Origin of the sequence: Paenibacillus tianjinensis (assembly GCF_017086365.1) — a bacterium.
In the GTDB taxonomy this organism is placed as follows: domain Bacteria; phylum Bacillota; class Bacilli; order Paenibacillales; family Paenibacillaceae; genus Paenibacillus_AQ; species Paenibacillus_AQ tianjinensis.
Genome location: NZ_CP070969.1, coordinates 741545 through 759211, shown reverse-complemented (window position 1 = coordinate 759211; position 17667 = coordinate 741545). Strand labels below are relative to the sequence as shown.

At 51.6% G+C, this 17667-nt stretch carries 14 protein-coding genes and 2 rRNA genes; 3 read left to right on the top strand and 13 right to left on the bottom strand.

Annotated features, from left to right (window positions below; genetic code table 11):
- Positions 1-110 precede the first annotated feature (110 nt).
- Both JRJ22_RS03240 and JRJ22_RS03235 read right to left on the bottom strand, forming a co-directional pair.
- A 23S ribosomal RNA gene (locus JRJ22_RS03240) occupies positions 111-3036 on the bottom strand.
- Positions 3037-3278: 242 nt separating this feature from the next.
- A 16S ribosomal RNA gene (locus JRJ22_RS03235) occupies positions 3279-4826 on the bottom strand.
- Together the 16S and 23S rRNA genes form the textbook arrangement of a ribosomal RNA operon.
- Before the next feature lie 603 nt (positions 4827-5429).
- Here JRJ22_RS03235 and JRJ22_RS03230 point away from each other — a divergent pair.
- Positions 5430-5555 carry a DUF4023 family protein gene (locus JRJ22_RS03230; RefSeq protein WP_206103217.1) on the top strand — a complete coding sequence of 42 codons (126 nt, stop codon included), beginning with the start codon at positions 5430-5432 and terminating at the stop codon, positions 5553-5555.
- A gap of 129 nt (positions 5556-5684) precedes the next feature.
- Here the strand turns inward: JRJ22_RS03230 and JRJ22_RS03225 are convergent, their stop codons facing one another.
- The 4 genes from JRJ22_RS03225 to JRJ22_RS03210 all read right to left on the bottom strand — a co-directional run bounded on the left by JRJ22_RS03225 (position 5685) and on the right by JRJ22_RS03210 (position 8884).
- Positions 5685-6401, bottom strand: coding sequence for a stalk domain-containing protein (locus JRJ22_RS03225; protein ID WP_206103216.1), 717 nt, complete (start codon positions 6399-6401; stop codon positions 5685-5687).
- A 185-nt stretch (positions 6402-6586) separates the two neighbouring features.
- Positions 6587-7108 (bottom strand): GNAT family N-acetyltransferase, encoded by a 522-nt coding sequence (locus JRJ22_RS03220; protein WP_206103215.1) that lies wholly within the window; start codon positions 7106-7108, stop codon positions 6587-6589.
- Between the two features lie 14 nt (positions 7109-7122).
- Positions 7123-7932, bottom strand: a complete 810-nt coding sequence (locus JRJ22_RS29410; RefSeq protein ID WP_269751868.1) for a methyl-accepting chemotaxis protein — start codon at positions 7930-7932, stop codon at positions 7123-7125.
- Positions 7933-8044: 112 nt separating this feature from the next.
- Positions 8045-8884 (bottom strand): gamma-glutamylcyclotransferase family protein, encoded by an 840-nt coding sequence (locus tag JRJ22_RS03210; RefSeq protein WP_206103213.1) that lies wholly within the window; start codon positions 8882-8884, stop codon positions 8045-8047.
- Between the two features lie 211 nt (positions 8885-9095).
- On the opposite strand from JRJ22_RS03210, the gene JRJ22_RS03205 reads away from it, so the two are divergent.
- Entirely contained in the window at positions 9096-10637 is a 1542-nt protein-coding gene (locus JRJ22_RS03205; protein WP_206104957.1) for an acetate--CoA ligase, read from the top strand.
- A gap of 93 nt (positions 10638-10730) precedes the next feature.
- Here the strand turns inward: JRJ22_RS03205 and JRJ22_RS03200 are convergent, their stop codons facing one another.
- The 7 genes from JRJ22_RS03200 to JRJ22_RS03170 all read right to left on the bottom strand — a co-directional run bounded on the left by JRJ22_RS03200 (position 10731) and on the right by JRJ22_RS03170 (position 16116).
- Positions 10731-11630, bottom strand: a complete 900-nt coding sequence (locus JRJ22_RS03200) for a CPBP family intramembrane glutamic endopeptidase (RefSeq protein ID WP_206103212.1) — start codon at positions 11628-11630, stop codon at positions 10731-10733.
- Between the two features lie 75 nt (positions 11631-11705).
- Positions 11706-12299 (bottom strand): hypothetical protein, encoded by a 594-nt coding sequence (locus JRJ22_RS03195; protein ID WP_206103211.1) that lies wholly within the window; start codon positions 12297-12299, stop codon positions 11706-11708.
- A gap of 85 nt (positions 12300-12384) precedes the next feature.
- Entirely contained in the window at positions 12385-12825 is a 441-nt protein-coding gene (locus JRJ22_RS03190; protein WP_206103210.1) for a HEAT repeat domain-containing protein, read from the bottom strand.
- A gap of 176 nt (positions 12826-13001) precedes the next feature.
- Entirely contained in the window at positions 13002-13856 is an 855-nt protein-coding gene (locus JRJ22_RS03185; protein ID WP_206103209.1) for an SDR family oxidoreductase, read from the bottom strand.
- Positions 13853-14284: a MarR family winged helix-turn-helix transcriptional regulator gene (locus JRJ22_RS03180; RefSeq protein ID WP_206103208.1), complete on the bottom strand. Its 432-nt coding sequence runs from the start codon at positions 14282-14284 to the stop codon at positions 13853-13855. Before JRJ22_RS03180 ends, JRJ22_RS03185 begins: the two co-directional genes overlap by 4 nt.
- Positions 14285-14407: 123 nt before the next feature.
- Positions 14408-15325, bottom strand: coding sequence for an aminoglycoside phosphotransferase family protein (locus JRJ22_RS03175; protein WP_206103207.1), 918 nt, complete (start codon positions 15323-15325; stop codon positions 14408-14410).
- A gap of 38 nt (positions 15326-15363) precedes the next feature.
- A complete protein-coding gene (locus tag JRJ22_RS03170) occupies positions 15364-16116 on the bottom strand; it encodes a hypothetical protein (protein WP_206103206.1) in 753 nt (250 codons plus the stop codon).
- Between the two features lie 190 nt (positions 16117-16306).
- Between JRJ22_RS03170 and JRJ22_RS03165 the strand changes: the two genes are divergently transcribed.
- Positions 16307-17494, top strand: a complete 1188-nt coding sequence (locus JRJ22_RS03165) for a nucleotidyltransferase domain-containing protein (protein ID WP_206103205.1) — start codon at positions 16307-16309, stop codon at positions 17492-17494.
- Positions 17495-17667 lie beyond the last annotated feature (173 nt).

The following is a 17667-nucleotide window of genomic DNA, read 5'->3' as shown; positions in this document are numbered from 1 at the left end:
CGCCTGAAAACTGAATCCGAAACGAAAATGCGTTTGCCCTTCTTACGGGGCCCCCGGAAAGTATTCGGAATCAGCTTCGTCAGCCTCTTCTTCACTTTTTGGGGTAGCTTTTGGATAAGCCCTCGACCGATTAGTATTGGTCAGCTCCATGCATTACTGCACTTCCACCTCCAACCTATCTACCTCGTCGTCTTCAAGGGGTCTTACTAGTTGGGAAATCTCATCTTGAGGGGGGCTTCACGCTTAGATGCTTTCAGCGCTTATCCCGTCCGTACGTAGCTACCCAGCCATGCTTCTGGCGAAACAACTGGTGCACCAGCGGTACGTCCATCCCGGTCCTCTCGTACTAAGGACAGCTCCTCTCAAATTTCCTGCGCCCACGACAGATAGGGACCGAACTGTCTCACGACGTTCTGAACCCAGCTCGCGTACCGCTTTAATGGGCGAACAGCCCAACCCTTGGGACCTACTTCAGCCCCAGGATGCGATGAGCCGACATCGAGGTGCCAAACCTCCCCGTCGATGTGGACTCTTGGGGGAGATAAGCCTGTTATCCCCAGGGTAGCTTTTATCCGTTGAGCGATGGCCCTTCCATGCGGTACCACCGGATCACTAAGTCCGACTTTCGTCCCTGCTCGACTTGTAGGTCTCGCAGTCAAGCTCCCTTATGCCTTTGCACTCTTCGAATGATTTCCAACCATTCTGAGGGAACCTTTGAACGCCTCCGTTACTCTTTAGGAGGCGACCGCCCCAGTCAAACTGCCCGCCTGACACGGTCCCCGTACCCGCTTAGGGTACTAGGTTAGAACCTAGATACGATCAGGGTGGTATCCCAACGGCGCCTCCGCAGAAGCTTGCGCTCCTGCCTCTACGGCTCCCACCTATCCTGTACAGATCGTACCCAAATTCAATATCAAGCTGCAGTAAAGCTCCATGGGGTCTTTCCGTCTTGTCGCGGGTAACCTGCATCTTCACAGGTATTAAAATTTCACCGGATCTCTCGTTGAGACAGCGCCCAAGTCGTTACGCCATTCGTGCGGGTCAGAATTTACCTGACAAGGAATTTCGCTACCTTAGGACCGTTATAGTTACGGCCGCCGTTTACTGGGGCTTCGGTTCATAGCTTCGGGTTGCCCCTAACCACTCCCCTTAACCTTCCAGCACCGGGCAGGCGTCAGCCCGTATACTTCGCCTTGCGGCTTCGCACAGACCTGTGTTTTTGCTAAACAGTCGCTTGGGCCTTTTCACTGCGGCCCCCTCGGGCTATTCACCCTACCGAGGCACCCCTTCTCCCGAAGTTACGGGGTCATTTTGCCGAGTTCCTTAACGAGAGTTCTTCCGCGCGCCTTAGAATTCTCTTCTCGCCTACCTGTGTCGGTTTGCGGTACGGGCACCTTCTCCTGGCTAGAGGCTTTTCTTGGCAGTGTGAGATCATGACCTTCGCTACTATAATTTTCGCTCCCCATCACAGCCCAGCCTTACGATGTGCGGATTTGCCTACACACCAGCCTCACTGCTTAGACGGACATCCATCAGTCCGCGTCACTACCCTCCTGCGTCACCCCATCGCTCATAGCGGATTACGGTGGTACAGTAATTTCAAACTGTTGTCCTTCGACTACGCCTTTCGGCCTCGCCTTAGGTCCCGACTTACCCTGAGCGGACGAGCCTTCCTCAGGAAACCTTGGGCTTTCGGCGGATCAGATTCTCACTGATCTTTTCGTTACTCATACCGGCATTCTCACTTGTGTACTCTCCAGCGCTCCTTACGGTACACCTTCAACGTATACACAACGCTCCCCTACCCCAGATGCAAAGCATCTAGCCATAGCTTCGGTGGTGTGTTTAGCCCCGTTACATTTTCGGCGCAGAGTCACTCGACCAGTGAGCTATTACGCACTCTTTCAATGGTGGCTGCTTCTAAGCCAACATCCTGGTTGTCTGTGCAACTCCACATCCTTTCCCACTTAACACACACTTGGGGACCTTAGCTGATGGTCTGGGCTGTTTCCCTTTTGACAATGGATCTTAGCACTCACTGTCTGACTCCCGGCAAGAAGTAAATGGCATTCGGAGTTTGACTGAGCTTGGTAACCCTTGCGGGCCCCGCACCCAATCAGTGCTCTACCTCCACCACTCCATTCACCGAGGCTAGCCCTAAAGCTATTTCGGGGAGAACCAGCTATCTCCGAGTTCGATTGGAATTTCTCCGCTACCCCCACCTCATCCCCGTATTTTTCAACATACGTGGGTTCGGGCCTCCAGTGCGTGTTACCGCACCTTCACCCTGGACAGGGGTAGATCACACGGTTTCGGGTCTACGTCCACATACTTAGTCGCCCTATTCAGACTCGCTTTCGCTGCGGCTCCGGCTTCTCACCTTAACCTTGCATGTTAAACGTAACTCGCCGGTTCATTCTACAAAAGGCACGCCATCACCCCTAAAACGGGCTCTGACTTTTTGTAAGCACACGGTTTCAGGTTCTATTTCACTCCCCTTCCGGGGTGCTTTTCACCTTTCCCTCACGGTACTGTTTCACTATCGGTCGCCAGGTAGTATTTAGCCTTAGCAGATGGTCCTGCTGGATTCATACGGGGTTTCACGTGCCCCGCACTACTCGGGATCCGTCTCGGAGAGAACACAGTTTAGGTTACAGGGCTTTTACCTCTATCGCGGGCCTTTCCAGACCTCTTCACCTACCATATTCCTTTGTAACTCCATGTGAGACGTCCCACAACCCCAAGGGGCAAGCCCCTTGGTTTAGGCTGTTCCGCGTTCGCTCGCCGCTACTAACGGAATCACTATTGTTTTCTCTTCCTCAGGGTACTTAGATGTTTCAGTTCCCCTGGTCTGCCTCTACACACCCTATGTATTCAGGTGTGAGTAACTGCGAATTACCACAGCTGGGTTTCCCCATTCGGACACCCCCGGATCAAAGCTTGCTTACAGCTCCCCGAGGCAGTTTCGTTGTTCGCCACGTCCTTCGTCGGCTCCTGGCGCCTAGGCATCCTCCGTGTGCTCTTATTAGCTTAACCCTGCGTTTTCCGTTAGGAAAATCGCCAGCATTGCTATAATTGAAACTTGTTTACACAAGTTCAGCTTAAAGAATGTTCTAAAACGCAAATTCGTTTCGGTATCCAGTTTTCAAGGATCAAGGTACTGCTGAGAGCTTAAACTCTCAAAACTGACCAACGAGTGAGTAACAGGCCTAAACCTGAGTTTTGGAAGTTATACTTCCGATTTGAATGTTCTCATTGCAGAGAACGATTCTCCATAGAAAGGAGGTGATCCAGCCGCACCTTCCGATACGGCTACCTTGTTACGACTTCACCCCAATCATCTACCCCACCTTCGGCGGCTGGCCCCCTTGCGGGTTACCCCACCGACTTCGGGTGTTGTAAACTCTCGTGGTGTGACGGGCGGTGTGTACAAGACCCGGGAACGTATTCACCGCGGCATGCTGATCCGCGATTACTAGCAATTCCGACTTCATGCAGGCGAGTTGCAGCCTGCAATCCGAACTGAGACCGGCTTTGGTGGGATTGGCTCCGCCTCGCGGCTTCGCTTCCCGTTGTACCGGCCATTGTAGTACGTGTGTAGCCCAGGTCATAAGGGGCATGATGATTTGACGTCATCCCCACCTTCCTCCGGTTTGTCACCGGCAGTCACTCTAGAGTGCCCAGCTTTACCTGCTGGCAACTAAAGTCAAGGGTTGCGCTCGTTGCGGGACTTAACCCAACATCTCACGACACGAGCTGACGACAACCATGCACCACCTGTCTCCTCTGTCCCGAAGGCCGCCTCTATCTCTAGAGGATTCAGAGGGATGTCAAGACCTGGTAAGGTTCTTCGCGTTGCTTCGAATTAAACCACATACTCCACTGCTTGTGCGGGTCCCCGTCAATTCCTTTGAGTTTCAGTCTTGCGACCGTACTCCCCAGGCGGAGTGCTTACTGTGTTAACTTCGGCACCAAGGGTATCGAAACCCCTAACACCTAGCACTCATCGTTTACGGCGTGGACTACCAGGGTATCTAATCCTGTTTGCTCCCCACGCTTTCGCGCCTCAGCGTCAGTTACAGCCCAGAAAGTCGCCTTCGCCACTGGTGTTCCTCCACATATCTACGCATTTCACCGCTACACGTGGAATTCCACTTTCCTCTTCTGTACTCAAGCCATCCAGTTTCCAGTGCGACCCCAGGTTGAGCCCAAGGTTTAAACACCAGACTTAAATAGCCGCCTGCGCGCGCTTTACGCCCAATAATTCCGGACAACGCTTGCCCCCTACGTATTACCGCGGCTGCTGGCACGTAGTTAGCCGGGGCTTTCTTCTCAGGTACCGTCACTCCGGTAGCAGTTACTCTACCGGACGTTCTTCCCTGGCAACAGAGCTTTACGATCCGAAAACCTTCATCACTCACGCGGCGTTGCTCCGTCAGGCTTTCGCCCATTGCGGAAGATTCCCTACTGCTGCCTCCCGTAGGAGTCTGGGCCGTGTCTCAGTCCCAGTGTGGCCGTTCACCCTCTCAGGTCGGCTACGCATCGTCGCCTTGGTGAGCCGTTACCTCACCAACTAGCTAATGCGCCGCAGGCCCATCCCTTAGTAGCAGATTGCTCCGCCTTTCATCCTTCCCTCAGGAGAGGAAAGGAATTATCCGGTATTAGCTACCGTTTCCGGTAGTTATCCCAGTCTGAGGGGTAGGTTGCCTACGTGTTACTCACCCGTCCGCCGCTAAGCTTACCCCGAAGGATAAGCTCCGCTCGACTTGCATGTATTAGGCACGCCGCCAGCGTTCGTCCTGAGCCAGGATCAAACTCTCCAAATTGGTATTTAGAAAGAGCGATTGCTCATTTTGAAACATCTGACGAGAATTTGCATTCTCTAATTTTGGATCTCACCGAGGTGATCTCCAGATACTCACTCGTTGTTCAGTTTTCAAAGATCAAGCTCGTTGTCAGTGACCATCAGCTCGTCACCAGCAACTTTTATAATATATCACATTCAGCCGTTCAATGCAAGCTCTTTTTTTAATTTCTTTTTTCGAGCTCGGCGTTGATGTTTCGCGGCCAGAAATAGAATATATCATGTATAAGAAAACAATGCAAGCTTTTTTTAGTTTTTATTTTCACTACCTTCTTTCTGCCTCATCAGCAACTTCATTCGGTAATTACAGCGCGACCTCTAGCTTCCTCTTAGGAGTTAAGTTGAAGTATTTGAGCAGAAATGCTTACAACATTCCGTTTGTAACAAGGGGTAACCGAAAGTGTATTGCACCTTTCCCGCAGTACTTCATTTCACTTAGGCTCATTTTGGACCCCAGGCCATGCCTAAAAGCAGACTGCACCAATGTATCAAAATAGATCGGAATGGACATAGTAACGGCAGTTCTGACTAGACTATGCTCACAACCCTTAGGAGGCAGACCGGTATGGACACGCATGAATTTGTACAGAAGTTTCAGGAGAATCAGCGGAAGGCCGAGAAAAACAAACGCCGGGGTAAAGGTTCCCCGGAAGCAAGACTGGCTACTAAGCAGCACGGCACAAATAAATAAACGGGGGCTAATCATTTACCACGTGAAACATTTACACCGTTAATTCCCGCTAAAAAAGCAGCAGCCTGTTCTGTGAATCAGAACGGACTGCTGCTTTTCGTCTTCTAAAAATATCCGCGTACCGCCGGGTTATTTTCCCAGTTTTGCTACGTTTACAGCTACCTTCTCCAGCTTCGCTTTGCTCAGCGACTGATCCGGCGAGCTTAGGGTCACATATCGGTCATCCAGCTTGAAGGTCAGCATCGGGATCTCCGAAGGCGTATACCATTTGGCGCTTGTTCCATTCGCCAGCTTCACCGTAGTTCCGTTATAGTCATACGAGTAATCTCGCGGAGAAACATTCACACGCATATGCTTGAACAGGAAGGACACACCGTCTTCACCGCCGCCCACGCTTACAAAGCTGTCTCCGCTGATCATTTGTGCCGGTGCATAGGCCGTTTCAAAGCCCTGATAATCTGCGAACGCTTTGGTGATCTGTTCTTTTTGCGCGGCAGTATAATTTATCGGAGCTAAGGTGATGGCCGAGCCGTTATCCGGTACCGGAGTGCCCGAGCCGCTTCCGAGAACGACCTGATTGGCCGAAGCGTTGAAGGTTACCGGTACATTCAGGGCATCCGCCAGTGCGCGGACAGGAAGATAAGTAGTGTTGTTATAGGTAATCGGAGACAGTGTTTTACCGTTCCCGTCTACCGGTGTATATGCAGCTCCGTTGACCTTGAAGCCGATGCTGTGATTCAGATAGGCGCTGATCTTCTGCAAATTGGTTCCTGCATACACACCAGCCGAGCCTGTAACTGCCATTCCGAACACCATCGTTGCTATTATCATCTTTTTGCTTTTCATTAAATATCGTCTCCCTTATCGTGTGTTGGTTGTTTGTGTTGTTCTTTGCTATAAATCAATTTAACCATGAACTTATTTCTAACTTGTATCCGGATTGTAAAGAAGCATTTCAAAACCCATACAGCAACAGCCCGGTCCATTCTCCAAAGGAGGATGGACCGGGCTGTTCTGGATAAGGCTCTGAATTAACGGCTGCGGGAGACAGCAGTCTTATAGACCTCTGTATACAGGATTTCTCTAAATGATTGAAACTCGTTTAGACGGATGGGCCGGGGATACGTCATAATGCGCAGCGGCAGATCGGGCTGTCCGGTACGCAGCGGGGGCTGGACGTAGTCATAGGGATTCAGGTGGAAGCCCAGCCGCTCATAAAATCCGATTCTGCGCTGCTCCAGCTCTCCAACCGGCGGCTCCACCTCCAGCAGCACCGGCTTGTCCGAACGGGCAAGATAGCTGTTCATCAGCTTATAGCCGATTCCGCTGCCGCGCGTAGCCGGGTTCACGGCGATATGCTCCACAAAACGAAGCAGCGGAAACTCCCATGCTGCTAAGAAGCCAATGATCCGGCCGGAAGCCTCCTGCTCGGTAAAGATCCGGTAGCTGGGATTGTCCAGCAAAGCCTTCTGGTCGCCGTAGCTTCTCATCTCGCTGACAGGAAATGAGGCTTCCATAAGGATATAGATTTCATCAAAGTCTGAAGGATGCATATAGGCCTCCTCTCTTATTTCAGATTGGACAGCTCATTCGCCGTACTGGCAACATGCTCATACGCACGGCTCAGCTCCTGCATCGCCTGGCCCTGATGCTGCGAAAAGCCCATAATGCCCTGAATCGACCGGTCCATCTGCAGGATAGCTTGCTTCATCCCGGCCAACTGGCTCTGGATATTCTGCACAAGCGAATGGCTGTCATTAGCCAGCTTGCGGATTTCTGTCGCTACTACGCCGAAGCCCCGGCCTTGCTCGCCTGCCCGGGCCGCCTCAATCGCAGCATTAAGCCCCAGCATATGGGACTGATCGGCAATCCGTTTGACGGAGGACAGAATTTCAAAGCTGCTCTCGATATCACGCACCATCGCTTTGGAATGGCTAACCAGCTCATCCAGACGCTCCGTCACGCCATGCGCTGAGCGGGTCACTTCTTCTGAGGTTGCAGTCATTTCCTGAACAAGGGAAGACAGCTCCTGTGCCCCGTCCTGAAGGGCTGAAGTCCGGTGCGTGGACACCATGGCTGCAATGACGCCAACTACTGCCCCATTCTCGATAACCGGCACCGCTGAAGAAAGGTAAGGCACTCCAAAAGCCTCGGCCCCCCGTTCTTCACGCTGCACCGTTCCAGTCTCAAAAGCCCTGTAGGAAACGGTTCCTTTGAATTTCTCCAGCGGAGCGCCTACAGGAACCCTAAGATCAATCTGCTGACCCGGGAGATAAGCCACCACTTTCTCGGTATCTGCCAGCACCATAGCAGCATCCTCCGGATACGTCAGCTGGATTACACTAAGCATGTCCTGCAATTGTTGAATTTTATTCACTAGCATGGGTCATCAACCGCCTGTTCCATAAATATAGAATATGAACTGATTATAGCACTCCTTTTTTTCAAAAATTGCTTTAATGTACTTGTAAAAATATCCATTTTGAGAACTAGTTAAAATCACGTTTAAACCGCAGCTCAAGCGCTGCGTAATAGGCTGATGAAACAACCGGCTGCGCTCCCCGCAGAATTTCTTCCATGTAATACACGGGCGGAGCGCTTTCGGCTTGTTTGTTCACCACTACAAAAGTTACCGCCGCATGGATTGTCCCATCCGTAAGCTGCACAGGCACAACAGCAGGCCGGTATAAGCCTTCTGCCACACCTTCCCGCACATACAGATAATTAACTAGACATTCCGGTGTTATCCGGTACACCTTACCTTCCGTTCTGCCGCCGGTTTCCACCAGATCCGCCCGTCCCCCATCGGCAAGGGGCAGAGTAAAGGCTACTTGAAAGCCCTCCGCCACACCGCAGCCCTCTACCCTGGTGAAATCGGCTTCCCTTCCGGCCAGCTGAATACGCCGCAAGTCCATGCAGCTCCCATAGGCAAAATAGAGCAGCTCCAGGCTATCCTTCAGCCGGTACAGCTTCCAGTCTCCTTCCGGGATTGCGGCATATTGCTGCGTGTGCCTGTACACATAGACCCAGGCTCCGGTCTCACCGGTGTCGGTTGTTACCTCTGTTACTACCCGCTCATAATCATTCCGCGCATCGCCGGGTCCGTAATACTCCTCCAGCTCATCAAGCCGCTGCAGTACTTCCGCGGTCACTTCGTAGAGTTCACCGGCCACAGTACCTTCCGTCTCCAGCAGAACCGGATAGCCTGATCCCGTATCGGCCAGTGTTCCCTTTACTTGCGCCAGCAGCGCGAATAACTTGCTGCCCCCCAGCAAATCATGATACTGTTCGCCCTGCCGCAAGGTACCATACACAAATACTTTTTCCATAGTGGCCTTCCTCCGCCTGCATAATGCCTTTTCTGCATTATATCAAAAGAGTCACAAAACCTTCTTTAATGATATTGCTGTGAATTAGCATCTGGTACTAATATAACATGCTATACTATACATTAGTTGCAACCATCACGATTATATAGGAGAGGTACATTTGGACAATCAGCGCTTCATTGCACCTGAAATCTACAATCTGACTTCGGAAATGGAACAGCATCCTCCGGATAAGATTGCGCTTAAATGGCTTCATGAGAACGGAAACTTCGAGGAAATCACCTATGGTGCGCTGCTCAGCCAGGCCAACCGGCTTGCCGGAGGGCTTGCCAGTCTGGGACTTCATAAAGGCGACCGCGTGCTGGTCATGGTTCCGCGCCGCATCATCGCTTACGTCATCTATCTCGCCTGCCTCAAGCTGGGACTGGCCGTTATTCCTTCTTCCGAAATGCTGCGGGCCAAGGATTTGTCCTACCGCCTGCGGCATTCCGAGGCCAGAGCGGTCATTGTCTGGTCCGAGGTTACCGGTGAAGTCAATAAAATCACGGAAGACCTGCCGGCTCTCGACTACCGCCTGTCGGTATCGGGAAACAAGGACGAGCTTGAAGCCGGGTGGAGCGATCTGGAGAGCCTGATGGACGGACAGCCGGATTCCCGTCCGGCCCTGGCCACCAGCCGTGACGATATCGCCATCCTGGCGTATACCTCCGGCACAACCGGCAATCCGAAAGCTGTAGTACACACCCATGGCTGGGGTTATGCCCACCTGCGGATCGTTTCACCTCAATGGCTGGACATCCGCAAATCGGATATCGTATGGGCTACAGCGGCTCCGGGCTGGCAAAAATGGATCTGGAGCCCGTTCCTGACGGTTCTCGGCAACGGTGCCACAGGATTTGTGTATAATGGTTCTTTTCATCCTGACCGTTATCTGCAGCTGCTACAGGATCAAGGCATCCAGGTATTATGCTGTACGCCTACAGAATACCGCCTGATGGCCAAGACAGAAGGACTGTCCCGGTATGACCTGTCCAAGCTGCGCTGCGCCGTATCCGCCGGTGAACCGCTCAACCTGGAAGTCATCAACACCTTCCAGCATCATTTCGATATTACGATCCGCGACGGCTACGGGCAAACAGAAAGCACGCTGATCATTGCTGCGCTGAAAGACGATCCGATCCGGATCGGCTCTATGGGCAAATCGATTGCCCCCGGCATCGCGGAGATCATTGATGATCAGGGGAATCCGGTTCCGCCGGGTGTAGTAGGCGATATCGCCGTGCACCTAAGCATGCCTGCCCTGTTCCAGAATTATTACAAAGACCCGGAACGTAAGGCCAATGCCTCGCACGGGGAGTATTTCGTTACCGGGGACCGGGCGCGCAAGGATGAGGACGGTTATTTCTGGTTCGAAGGCCGGGGTGACGATATCATCATCAGCTCAGGCTACACCATCGGCCCGTTTGAAGTGGAAGAAGCGCTGATGAAGCATGATCTCGTCAAGGAATGTGCCGTTGTAGCCAGTCCAGATGAGATCCGCGGGTCTATCGTCAAAGCCTTTGTCGTGCTGAAGGACGGCAAGGAAGGTTCTTCCGAGCTGATTAAGGAGCTGCAAAGTCATGTCAAAGAGATGACTGCTCCTTACAAATACCCGCGCAAGATCGAATTCATCCATGATCTGCCGAAGACTGCATCCGGTAAAATACGCCGTGTAGAGCTGCGTGAGCAGGAAAAACGCGCTTCGCAGGAATAGTTTCGGCAGCAAAAAGCCCCCATTCTCCGCTTCGCCGTGGAGAATGGGGGCTTTGACGTATCTCGTGCTTTTTCCGATAGACTCCGCTTGTTATCAACGGAACGGACGGCTGTTCCCGCTTCCGGTAATCCGCATACCCGCACCGCGCCAGGCCAAGGGCAGCCGCAGCAGCAGGAACACAAAGACAAGGCCAAGAATAAACGTCACAGCCAAACTCCCTTCCATCCCGAACGTACCGCCGGTCAGCCATGCAGCACCGGTTAACTGCACCGTGTATAGACCATGCGGGATGTTACCGCTGACCGCCACTCCAAATATGTAACCCTGGAACAGATTCCAGGAGATATGCAGGGCCATCGCCGAATAAAGCTTGCCTGTACGGATAGTCATTACAGAAAAAATCAGGGCAATAAGTATGATGTTCAAGGCGCTAATCCAGGTGTAGCCGGGATTACCCATATGGGCCAGCGAGAATAACACAGACGTAATGCCTACCGCCAAGAACACGCCGATACGCCTGGATAGCAGATGCTGGATGTAGCCTCTGAACAGGATCTCTTCACCGATTCCTGCCAGAAATGAGGTAATGATCAGATCAACGACATCCACTTGTCCCCAGTTAGGATGAAGCCATCCTCTCTGAAGGTCCGCGATTCCAAGCGCCCATAGCAGCAGTAAAGTACAGGAGATCAGCAGTGCTCCGCCGGCAAAGCCGGCAAAGAAGTCCTTTCTGTCAGGATTTGGAAGCCCGATAGAGCCTAAAGGCCGCCTATGCAGGACTCGCACTGTGAAGCATACTACAATCAGCATATAGAGCCCGTTCGCTTTGAGCAGCCGCACCCAGCCGCCTTGATCAAACAACTGCCTGGAATCGATCCGCAAGGAAAGACCGAAGGAAACCACTAGCGTAACTGCCAGGATAGCCGCAGCCACAAGCAGGATCTCCCATCCCGCTCTCAGCTCGCGGTTACTGTTTTTAAATATGAATCGCAATTCAACCTCACCCTTCCCGGTTTATCTGTCTGTTAGACTGCTAAACCGGGAACACCCCTGCAAGGATTTTACAATTTATTCCGACCAATACTTCGCACCCGGATTCAGCTCCGCACCGATCTCGCCTTCTTTGACCAGGTCGCAATCCAAGTAACCTTCCTCATCGAGGAAATAGGCTTCCTGCCTATAGAATTCACACAGTGTTTCCAGGAACTTCTCAGGCGAATCGTACATCACAACCAAATCGCCATAGTCATGCAGCAGATCACAGATTACTTCATTTCCCTCGTCTGACCGGTAGAGGCAAATGAAATCACTGCCATAGTTCGTCAGGAGCGGAAAAATCTGTCCTCCGCCGGAATAGCCCTTCTCTTCCAGAATGCCCGCCAGAACCTGCACTTCCTGCTCAACCTCAGCGATATGAATGAGGCGGTATCCCGGGATGAACTCAATCAGGCTCGGCTCCTCCTCCTCACTGCTGGTTCCTGCAACATGGCTGTAGATCACTTTCAGAAGATCCGGGGCATCCGGTATTAAATCGGTAATTGCCACGCTTCCCGTAGTGCTGTTCCCCAGGCTGGCTGTATAGTTAGGACGTAATCCGGCGGAAAGCTCAAGATACGTCTGAAATTGCGCAGAAAGCGGGTGTACATATGAATGGGTATACATGTTGTCATCCTTTGCTTGATTAAATTAGGAAAGCGGACCCATCAGAACTTGTCCAGTCCCTGTCGATCCGCTTCTCTTGGAAAAACTATTTAGTCGCTGAAATCCACTGCTTCTCCAGCCATTTGTCGAAATCTTCGCCCTTCTCGCCTTCGTAAGCATCGTAGACATCAATCCGCATCTTCTTCAGCTTCTCCTTGAACTCTTCATAGGAATGATCACGCGGAAGGCTCTTCTTGATACGAAGCACGATCTTGGAGATCCCTCTGAACAGCTCGGCCTTGTTCTTGGACGGAACTTTTACATCTTGGCCGAATGCACTCAGCTTCTTGTACGCGGCTTCTTGTACGGTATATACAGGATCACTGATCATCAGACGGTTCAGGATATCAATGACTTGTTTGTGGTTCCAGTTACCCAGCTCTTCGACAGCCGCAAGACGCGCTCTCCAGTCCGCAGATCGGCCTGCAGCCTTCTTCAGCTCCTCATAATTCTCTGGCAGCTCTTGATTCAGTTCTTCATTATTCAAACGATACAATCCCCTTCTTGGTTAAATCTGCTGGTAGTGCAATTCTACCGTTTGCGCTCCCTGATTTCAATCTTTTGTCCAAATTTAATACACCTTGAAAAAACATCCGAGCTTCTTGAAGTATCACTGTAATCTCCTTTCGCTCTTTGGAATTTCATAAAATTGAGCCGTCCTGCTCAAACAAAAAACTGCAAGTTCTCAGCAACAAAATCCCGGAACGAACGTGGTGCCCGGCCTGTCAGCTGCTGAAATTCGGTAGTCACTGCTTCAGCCGTCCCCATGCGGGTCATCAGGTAAAGCGCCACCGTTACGTTGACATATGCCTTGTCCAGCCCGCGCTCCCTGATATAATACCTGCGGTATTTCAACAATCCCGGTCTGGCGTAGGTGATCCTGCGGCCGGTAAACTCGCTTAGTATCTCAGCCGCCTGATAATAGTTCAAAGACTCCGCTCCCGTTAGGGTGTGAGCCGTGTTTGCGTACCTTTCGGGCTCGCGGAGCAGTACCGCTGCGGCAAATCCAATATCCGCTGCATCAATAAAGCTTGTCCGGCTCTTCCCGGCTGGAATAAAGATTTGGTTCTGCCTCCTGATCTCCTCGGCGTGAATACCGGATAGATTCTGCATGAAAAACCCTGGCCGGATGTGGGCAAATGGTATTCCTGCAGCCTCCAGATATTTTTCAATCTTGTGGTGAGGAGGAATCGGATTCTTCTCAATCCCCATCAGTGAGAGGAAAGCAGCCAGCCGGATCCCGCGGGCCTTCAACGCATCAATAAACGGATACAAATCCTCCGGCTTGCCCAAATGGGGCGGACGCATCAAGAACACTCTGTCCACCTCTTCAAGGACCTGTTCAAAGGAGCTGCTATCGGTAAAATCCAAATACACACACTTCGCCCGAGTACTAAATTTCTCGCGCAGCCTGTGGACATCTGTCCCTGCTGCCACAATCTGTTCACCCATTCTGCTTAATTCTTCTATTACATGAGCTCCTACATTTCCTGAAGCGCCGGTAACCAAAATGCTCATGAACGGCCGCCCTCCACACTTAATATTTCAGTAGCCTGCTGCATTAACTGTATAAACTGTCCGAAATCCTCACTGCCCATCTTCTCTTCAAGCCGTTCCAGATTGCGGAAATACTCGGCTGAGGTAGACTTCACCAGTTCTGCGCCAAGGACGGTAAGTGAAATGGTGTAGCTTCTGCCGTCTGTAGCCGACGAGGTTTTGCAGAGATACCCTTGACGAACCAGGGAGTTAATCATAGCCGTGACAGATGGCTTAGATACTCTAAAAAAATTACTTACCATCAGCGGGGTCACAAGACCTTCCTGCTTCTCCGTATATATAAGGACCCCCATCTCACTGGATCTTACAGGTATATCCTTCTTGGTATTCATCTGCAGCCGGCAAAATAAGCCTACGATATCTGCGCTTCTGCTAATATGTTCCTTCATGGTCTCCCCCCTCAATATAGTTAGTCTGATTAACTATATTCTCACATGCCTGTCCGCTTCTGTCAATCCATGCCAAACACCCCCAGACCGGAGTCCGGGGGCAATCCTTAAACGCAATGTTCTCTATTCGGTATACCAGCGCGGAATGTACCTATGAAAAGCATCATAGTCCTGAAACGCCTGCCTGCCCCGGGCCAGCATCCCCTGAATCTCGTCCATGCCAAAGGGGATTGCCCATTTAATCGAAAAAAGCGAGCTGTATGCCACATACAATGCCTGTCTCCGCCAGAAGGCCTCCGGTGGTGATCCTGCAAAATAACCGTCCAGCTTGCCCTTGGCAAAGGGGATACTCAGCTCCCGGTCAAAGAACTGGACTTTGTAGAACTCCTCTGCATAATCACCGGTGTCCCAGCGGTTGAAATCAATAACGCCGATCCCGCCCTCGGGGGTATAAATAAGATTACCAACGTGGAAATCACCATGGTGCCAGACTTTCTCCACATTATGAATAAGGCTGATATTCTCTTTCACATAATGAATGGCCTGTTCATCACCGTCCAGATGATATGGACAATCCTCATATTCCTTGATCCGCCTCAGCATCTTGGTCTGCATGCTCATTTCCCAGCCGGACAAGTCGTTGCTGCATGGGATACTATGTATCTTCTTAAGAATTCGGCCAGCCTCTATCCCGAGCTTATACTGTTCCTCCGGCGCAAGTACGGTTAGACGGTCCTCCAGCGGAACTCCCTCCACCCAAGTCAACAGCATATACACTTGCTCTTCCCGGCCTGCCGCACTGCAAGTCCCGAAACCAAGAGCCTGCGACATCGGAAAATCCAGTTCATTAAACCGCTTGATGAGCGCAAATTCATCCTGCTTACGGGCAAAGCTTTTCCCGGCCGACAACCGGAGCAGTAACTTGTTATCTTCCTTATCCTCTATGTAATACTTTTGGTCATCCGACCAGCCCTTGAGTACAGGCTCAATCATCCGCCATGTTTCTGCTCCCGGTATTCCTTCGATGCGGGTATCTGTCATGATTTTCACCCTCCATATCCAACTCAATGATTAAGTCCTTATGCGATAAGCGGCGGAAAACCGGCCCGGCTCCATAACCACAGCGGGGTATGTACATCAATCGGCGCCAGACCCGAACCTCTAAGCGCTGTCTCCCATGCTTCAGCTACATAATGTCTGTCTTCGGCGGTACCGTTCAGCACGCCTTCAGAGCAAATTCCCAGCTTCACACTGGCCTGCAAAATATGCGTATCTGGAGCAATCGTAATCAGCTCACGCGACTTCCAGACAATCCCCGCATAGCTCTCCATCACATACAGCCAGTAATTGAAAATTTTCGGACCGGACAGATAGGGAAATTCAGATTTGCGTGTATGCTGCATTATATTTTTCAGGATTGCAATGTCGGACTGTGCTGCTTTGATCATCCCGGCTACATCGCCATTCGCGGAGGAGTGGACAATTCCCCCGGCGACCCGCTGCCAAATCTGCGGATGCCGGTTAGGCTGTAGGGCTACACGATGCAGCAGCAGCGCTGTCTGCAGGGCAACCGGATCACTTAGAGAAGCGGCGTGCGGATCAAAAACCCACCGGGTATTCTCATCTATATAAGCTTTGGCCACCGACTGCCAGAGAGCATAGGCATTCCTCTGATAATTAAGCGACATCGCCATTGTCAGCACATTCGGCAGCTCAGCAGCCGGAACAACCCCAAGCAGCGCATCCTCCGGCATAACTTCCCCGCCCAGAAGCCCGTCAGCATACATGTGCAGCAATATCCGGATTTGTTCAAGAAATAGTTCAGTTCGCATATTCCCTCCGGGTAAAAAAAATGAAGTTCCAGTTTGGACCATTATATCCCATCGTCTATCATTTTTTCTAACTATTACTATATTGAAATTGACAACATTCTGCTGCCGATGTTACGCTCTGTGTGCATTCGTTCTTTGAATAGAACATACCTGCTCCATTCGCATCTAAATTCAAGTAAGGAGAGTCCCTATGACTGACCGGTATACCCTTGATAAAGGGAGCTTATCTAAGGAAATATTGCTTCTTCTTGCCTTTTTAACAACCGATTCTATTGATGAGCTGGCACAGCGCAGCCCGGAGCGGTTCGCGGAGATCAACTGGGAGCAGTTTGTCCTGCTTACCCTGCATCACCGGGTGTATCCTTTCATATATCCCAAGCTTAGCCGGATGCAAAATGAACTTGTTCCTGCGCGGGTCAGCGAACGTTTACAGCGGGAATACCGCAGAAATACGGTCCAGATGCTTCAGCTCAGCGGAGAAATGGGGCGTATCGGCGGAGAGCTTGCCAAGTCGGGGATACGGTCCCTTTTTCTAAAAGGCCCCGTGCTGGCGGAGGATCTGTATGGCGACATATCGCTGCGCACCTCGCGTGATCTTGATTTCCTGGTACCGATGAAGCAGCTTCACGAGGCAGAAGCACTGCTGCTCCGCCTGGGGTATGTGAAGGAGGAAGACTTCGAAAGTATCCTGGGCGACTGGAAGTGGCGGGAGCATCATACAACCTTCAATCATGAAGACAGCAAAATCAAAGTTGAGGTACACTGGAGATTAAGTCCCGGTCCATCCACAGAGCCGAATTTCGAGGAGCTATGGCAGCATGCGCGGACAAGCAAGCTAATGGGCCCGGATGTGCATTATTTGGGCAGGGAGGATTTGTTCCTGTTCCTGGCGGCGCACGGTTCGCGGCATGGCTGGTCACGGCTGAGATGGCTGCTTGATATCAGACAGCTGCTGCTTCAGCAGCCAGACTGCGCGGTGCTGGCCAAGCTGCTTAAACGGTACAACTATGAAGCTGCCGCCGGGCAGACGCTGATCCTTGCCAGCGATTTGCTGGACACGCCGGTTGACTCCAGGCTGTCTGCTCTGGCGGACAAACCGAAGGCCCGCCGTCTGGCACAGCTTGCGTTATTCTATGTATCCCGGATGGTCAATCTGCACAATCCGCCGCTTGCGCCGGAAGTGAAGCGGCATTTCAGGTATTATCAGCCGGCGATCCTGACGCCGTGGCATCAGTTCCTGTACGTAGCTGGCTTCTTATATCCGTATGCGGCGGATGCCAAAACGCTTCCGCTCCCGAAGCCGCTGCATGTACTCTACTTCCCGCTTCGCCCTTTCCTGTGGGCTTGGCGGAAGGTAACCGGCCGGGGGGAATCCTGATAGTTACTGCCGTAGAATCGATTAGGCGCATTCAATAATAGCAGATCTCTGAGAGATGAAACAATAGATATATAAATGATAGATTCGTGCTTCGTTCCAGCGCTTAATTAGCGTACGATCGGCGGAATAACTGTATTTCGTACAACTACAATTCAAGATTTCCGGGCAAAACA

Excerpts from the sequence above, each read along its gene's own strand:
- JRJ22_RS03225 (WP_206103216.1), bottom strand. The coding sequence starts at position 6,401 with ATGAAAAGCAAAAAGATGATAATAGCAACGATGGTGTTCGGAATGGCA.
- JRJ22_RS03170 (WP_206103206.1), bottom strand. The coding sequence starts at position 16,116 with ATGCGAACTGAACTATTTCTTGAACAAATCCGGATATTGCTGCACATG.
- JRJ22_RS03205 (WP_206104957.1), top strand. The coding sequence starts at position 9,096 with ATGGAACAGCATCCTCCGGATAAGATTGCGCTTAAATGGCTTCATGAG.
- JRJ22_RS03195 (WP_206103211.1), bottom strand. The coding sequence starts at position 12,299 with ATGTATACCCATTCATATGTACACCCGCTTTCTGCGCAATTTCAGACG.
- JRJ22_RS03185 (WP_206103209.1), bottom strand. The coding sequence starts at position 13,856 with ATGAGCATTTTGGTTACCGGCGCTTCAGGAAATGTAGGAGCTCATGTA.
- JRJ22_RS03175 (WP_206103207.1), bottom strand. The coding sequence starts at position 15,325 with ATGACAGATACCCGCATCGAAGGAATACCGGGAGCAGAAACATGGCGG.
- JRJ22_RS03220 (WP_206103215.1), bottom strand. The coding sequence starts at position 7,108 with ATGCATCCTTCAGACTTTGATGAAATCTATATCCTTATGGAAGCCTCA.
- JRJ22_RS03230 (WP_206103217.1), top strand. The coding sequence starts at position 5,430 with ATGGACACGCATGAATTTGTACAGAAGTTTCAGGAGAATCAGCGGAAG.
- JRJ22_RS03210 (WP_206103213.1), bottom strand. The coding sequence starts at position 8,884 with ATGGAAAAAGTATTTGTGTATGGTACCTTGCGGCAGGGCGAACAGTAT.
- JRJ22_RS03165 (WP_206103205.1), top strand. The coding sequence starts at position 16,307 with ATGACTGACCGGTATACCCTTGATAAAGGGAGCTTATCTAAGGAAATA.
- JRJ22_RS03180 (WP_206103208.1), bottom strand. The coding sequence starts at position 14,284 with ATGAAGGAACATATTAGCAGAAGCGCAGATATCGTAGGCTTATTTTGC.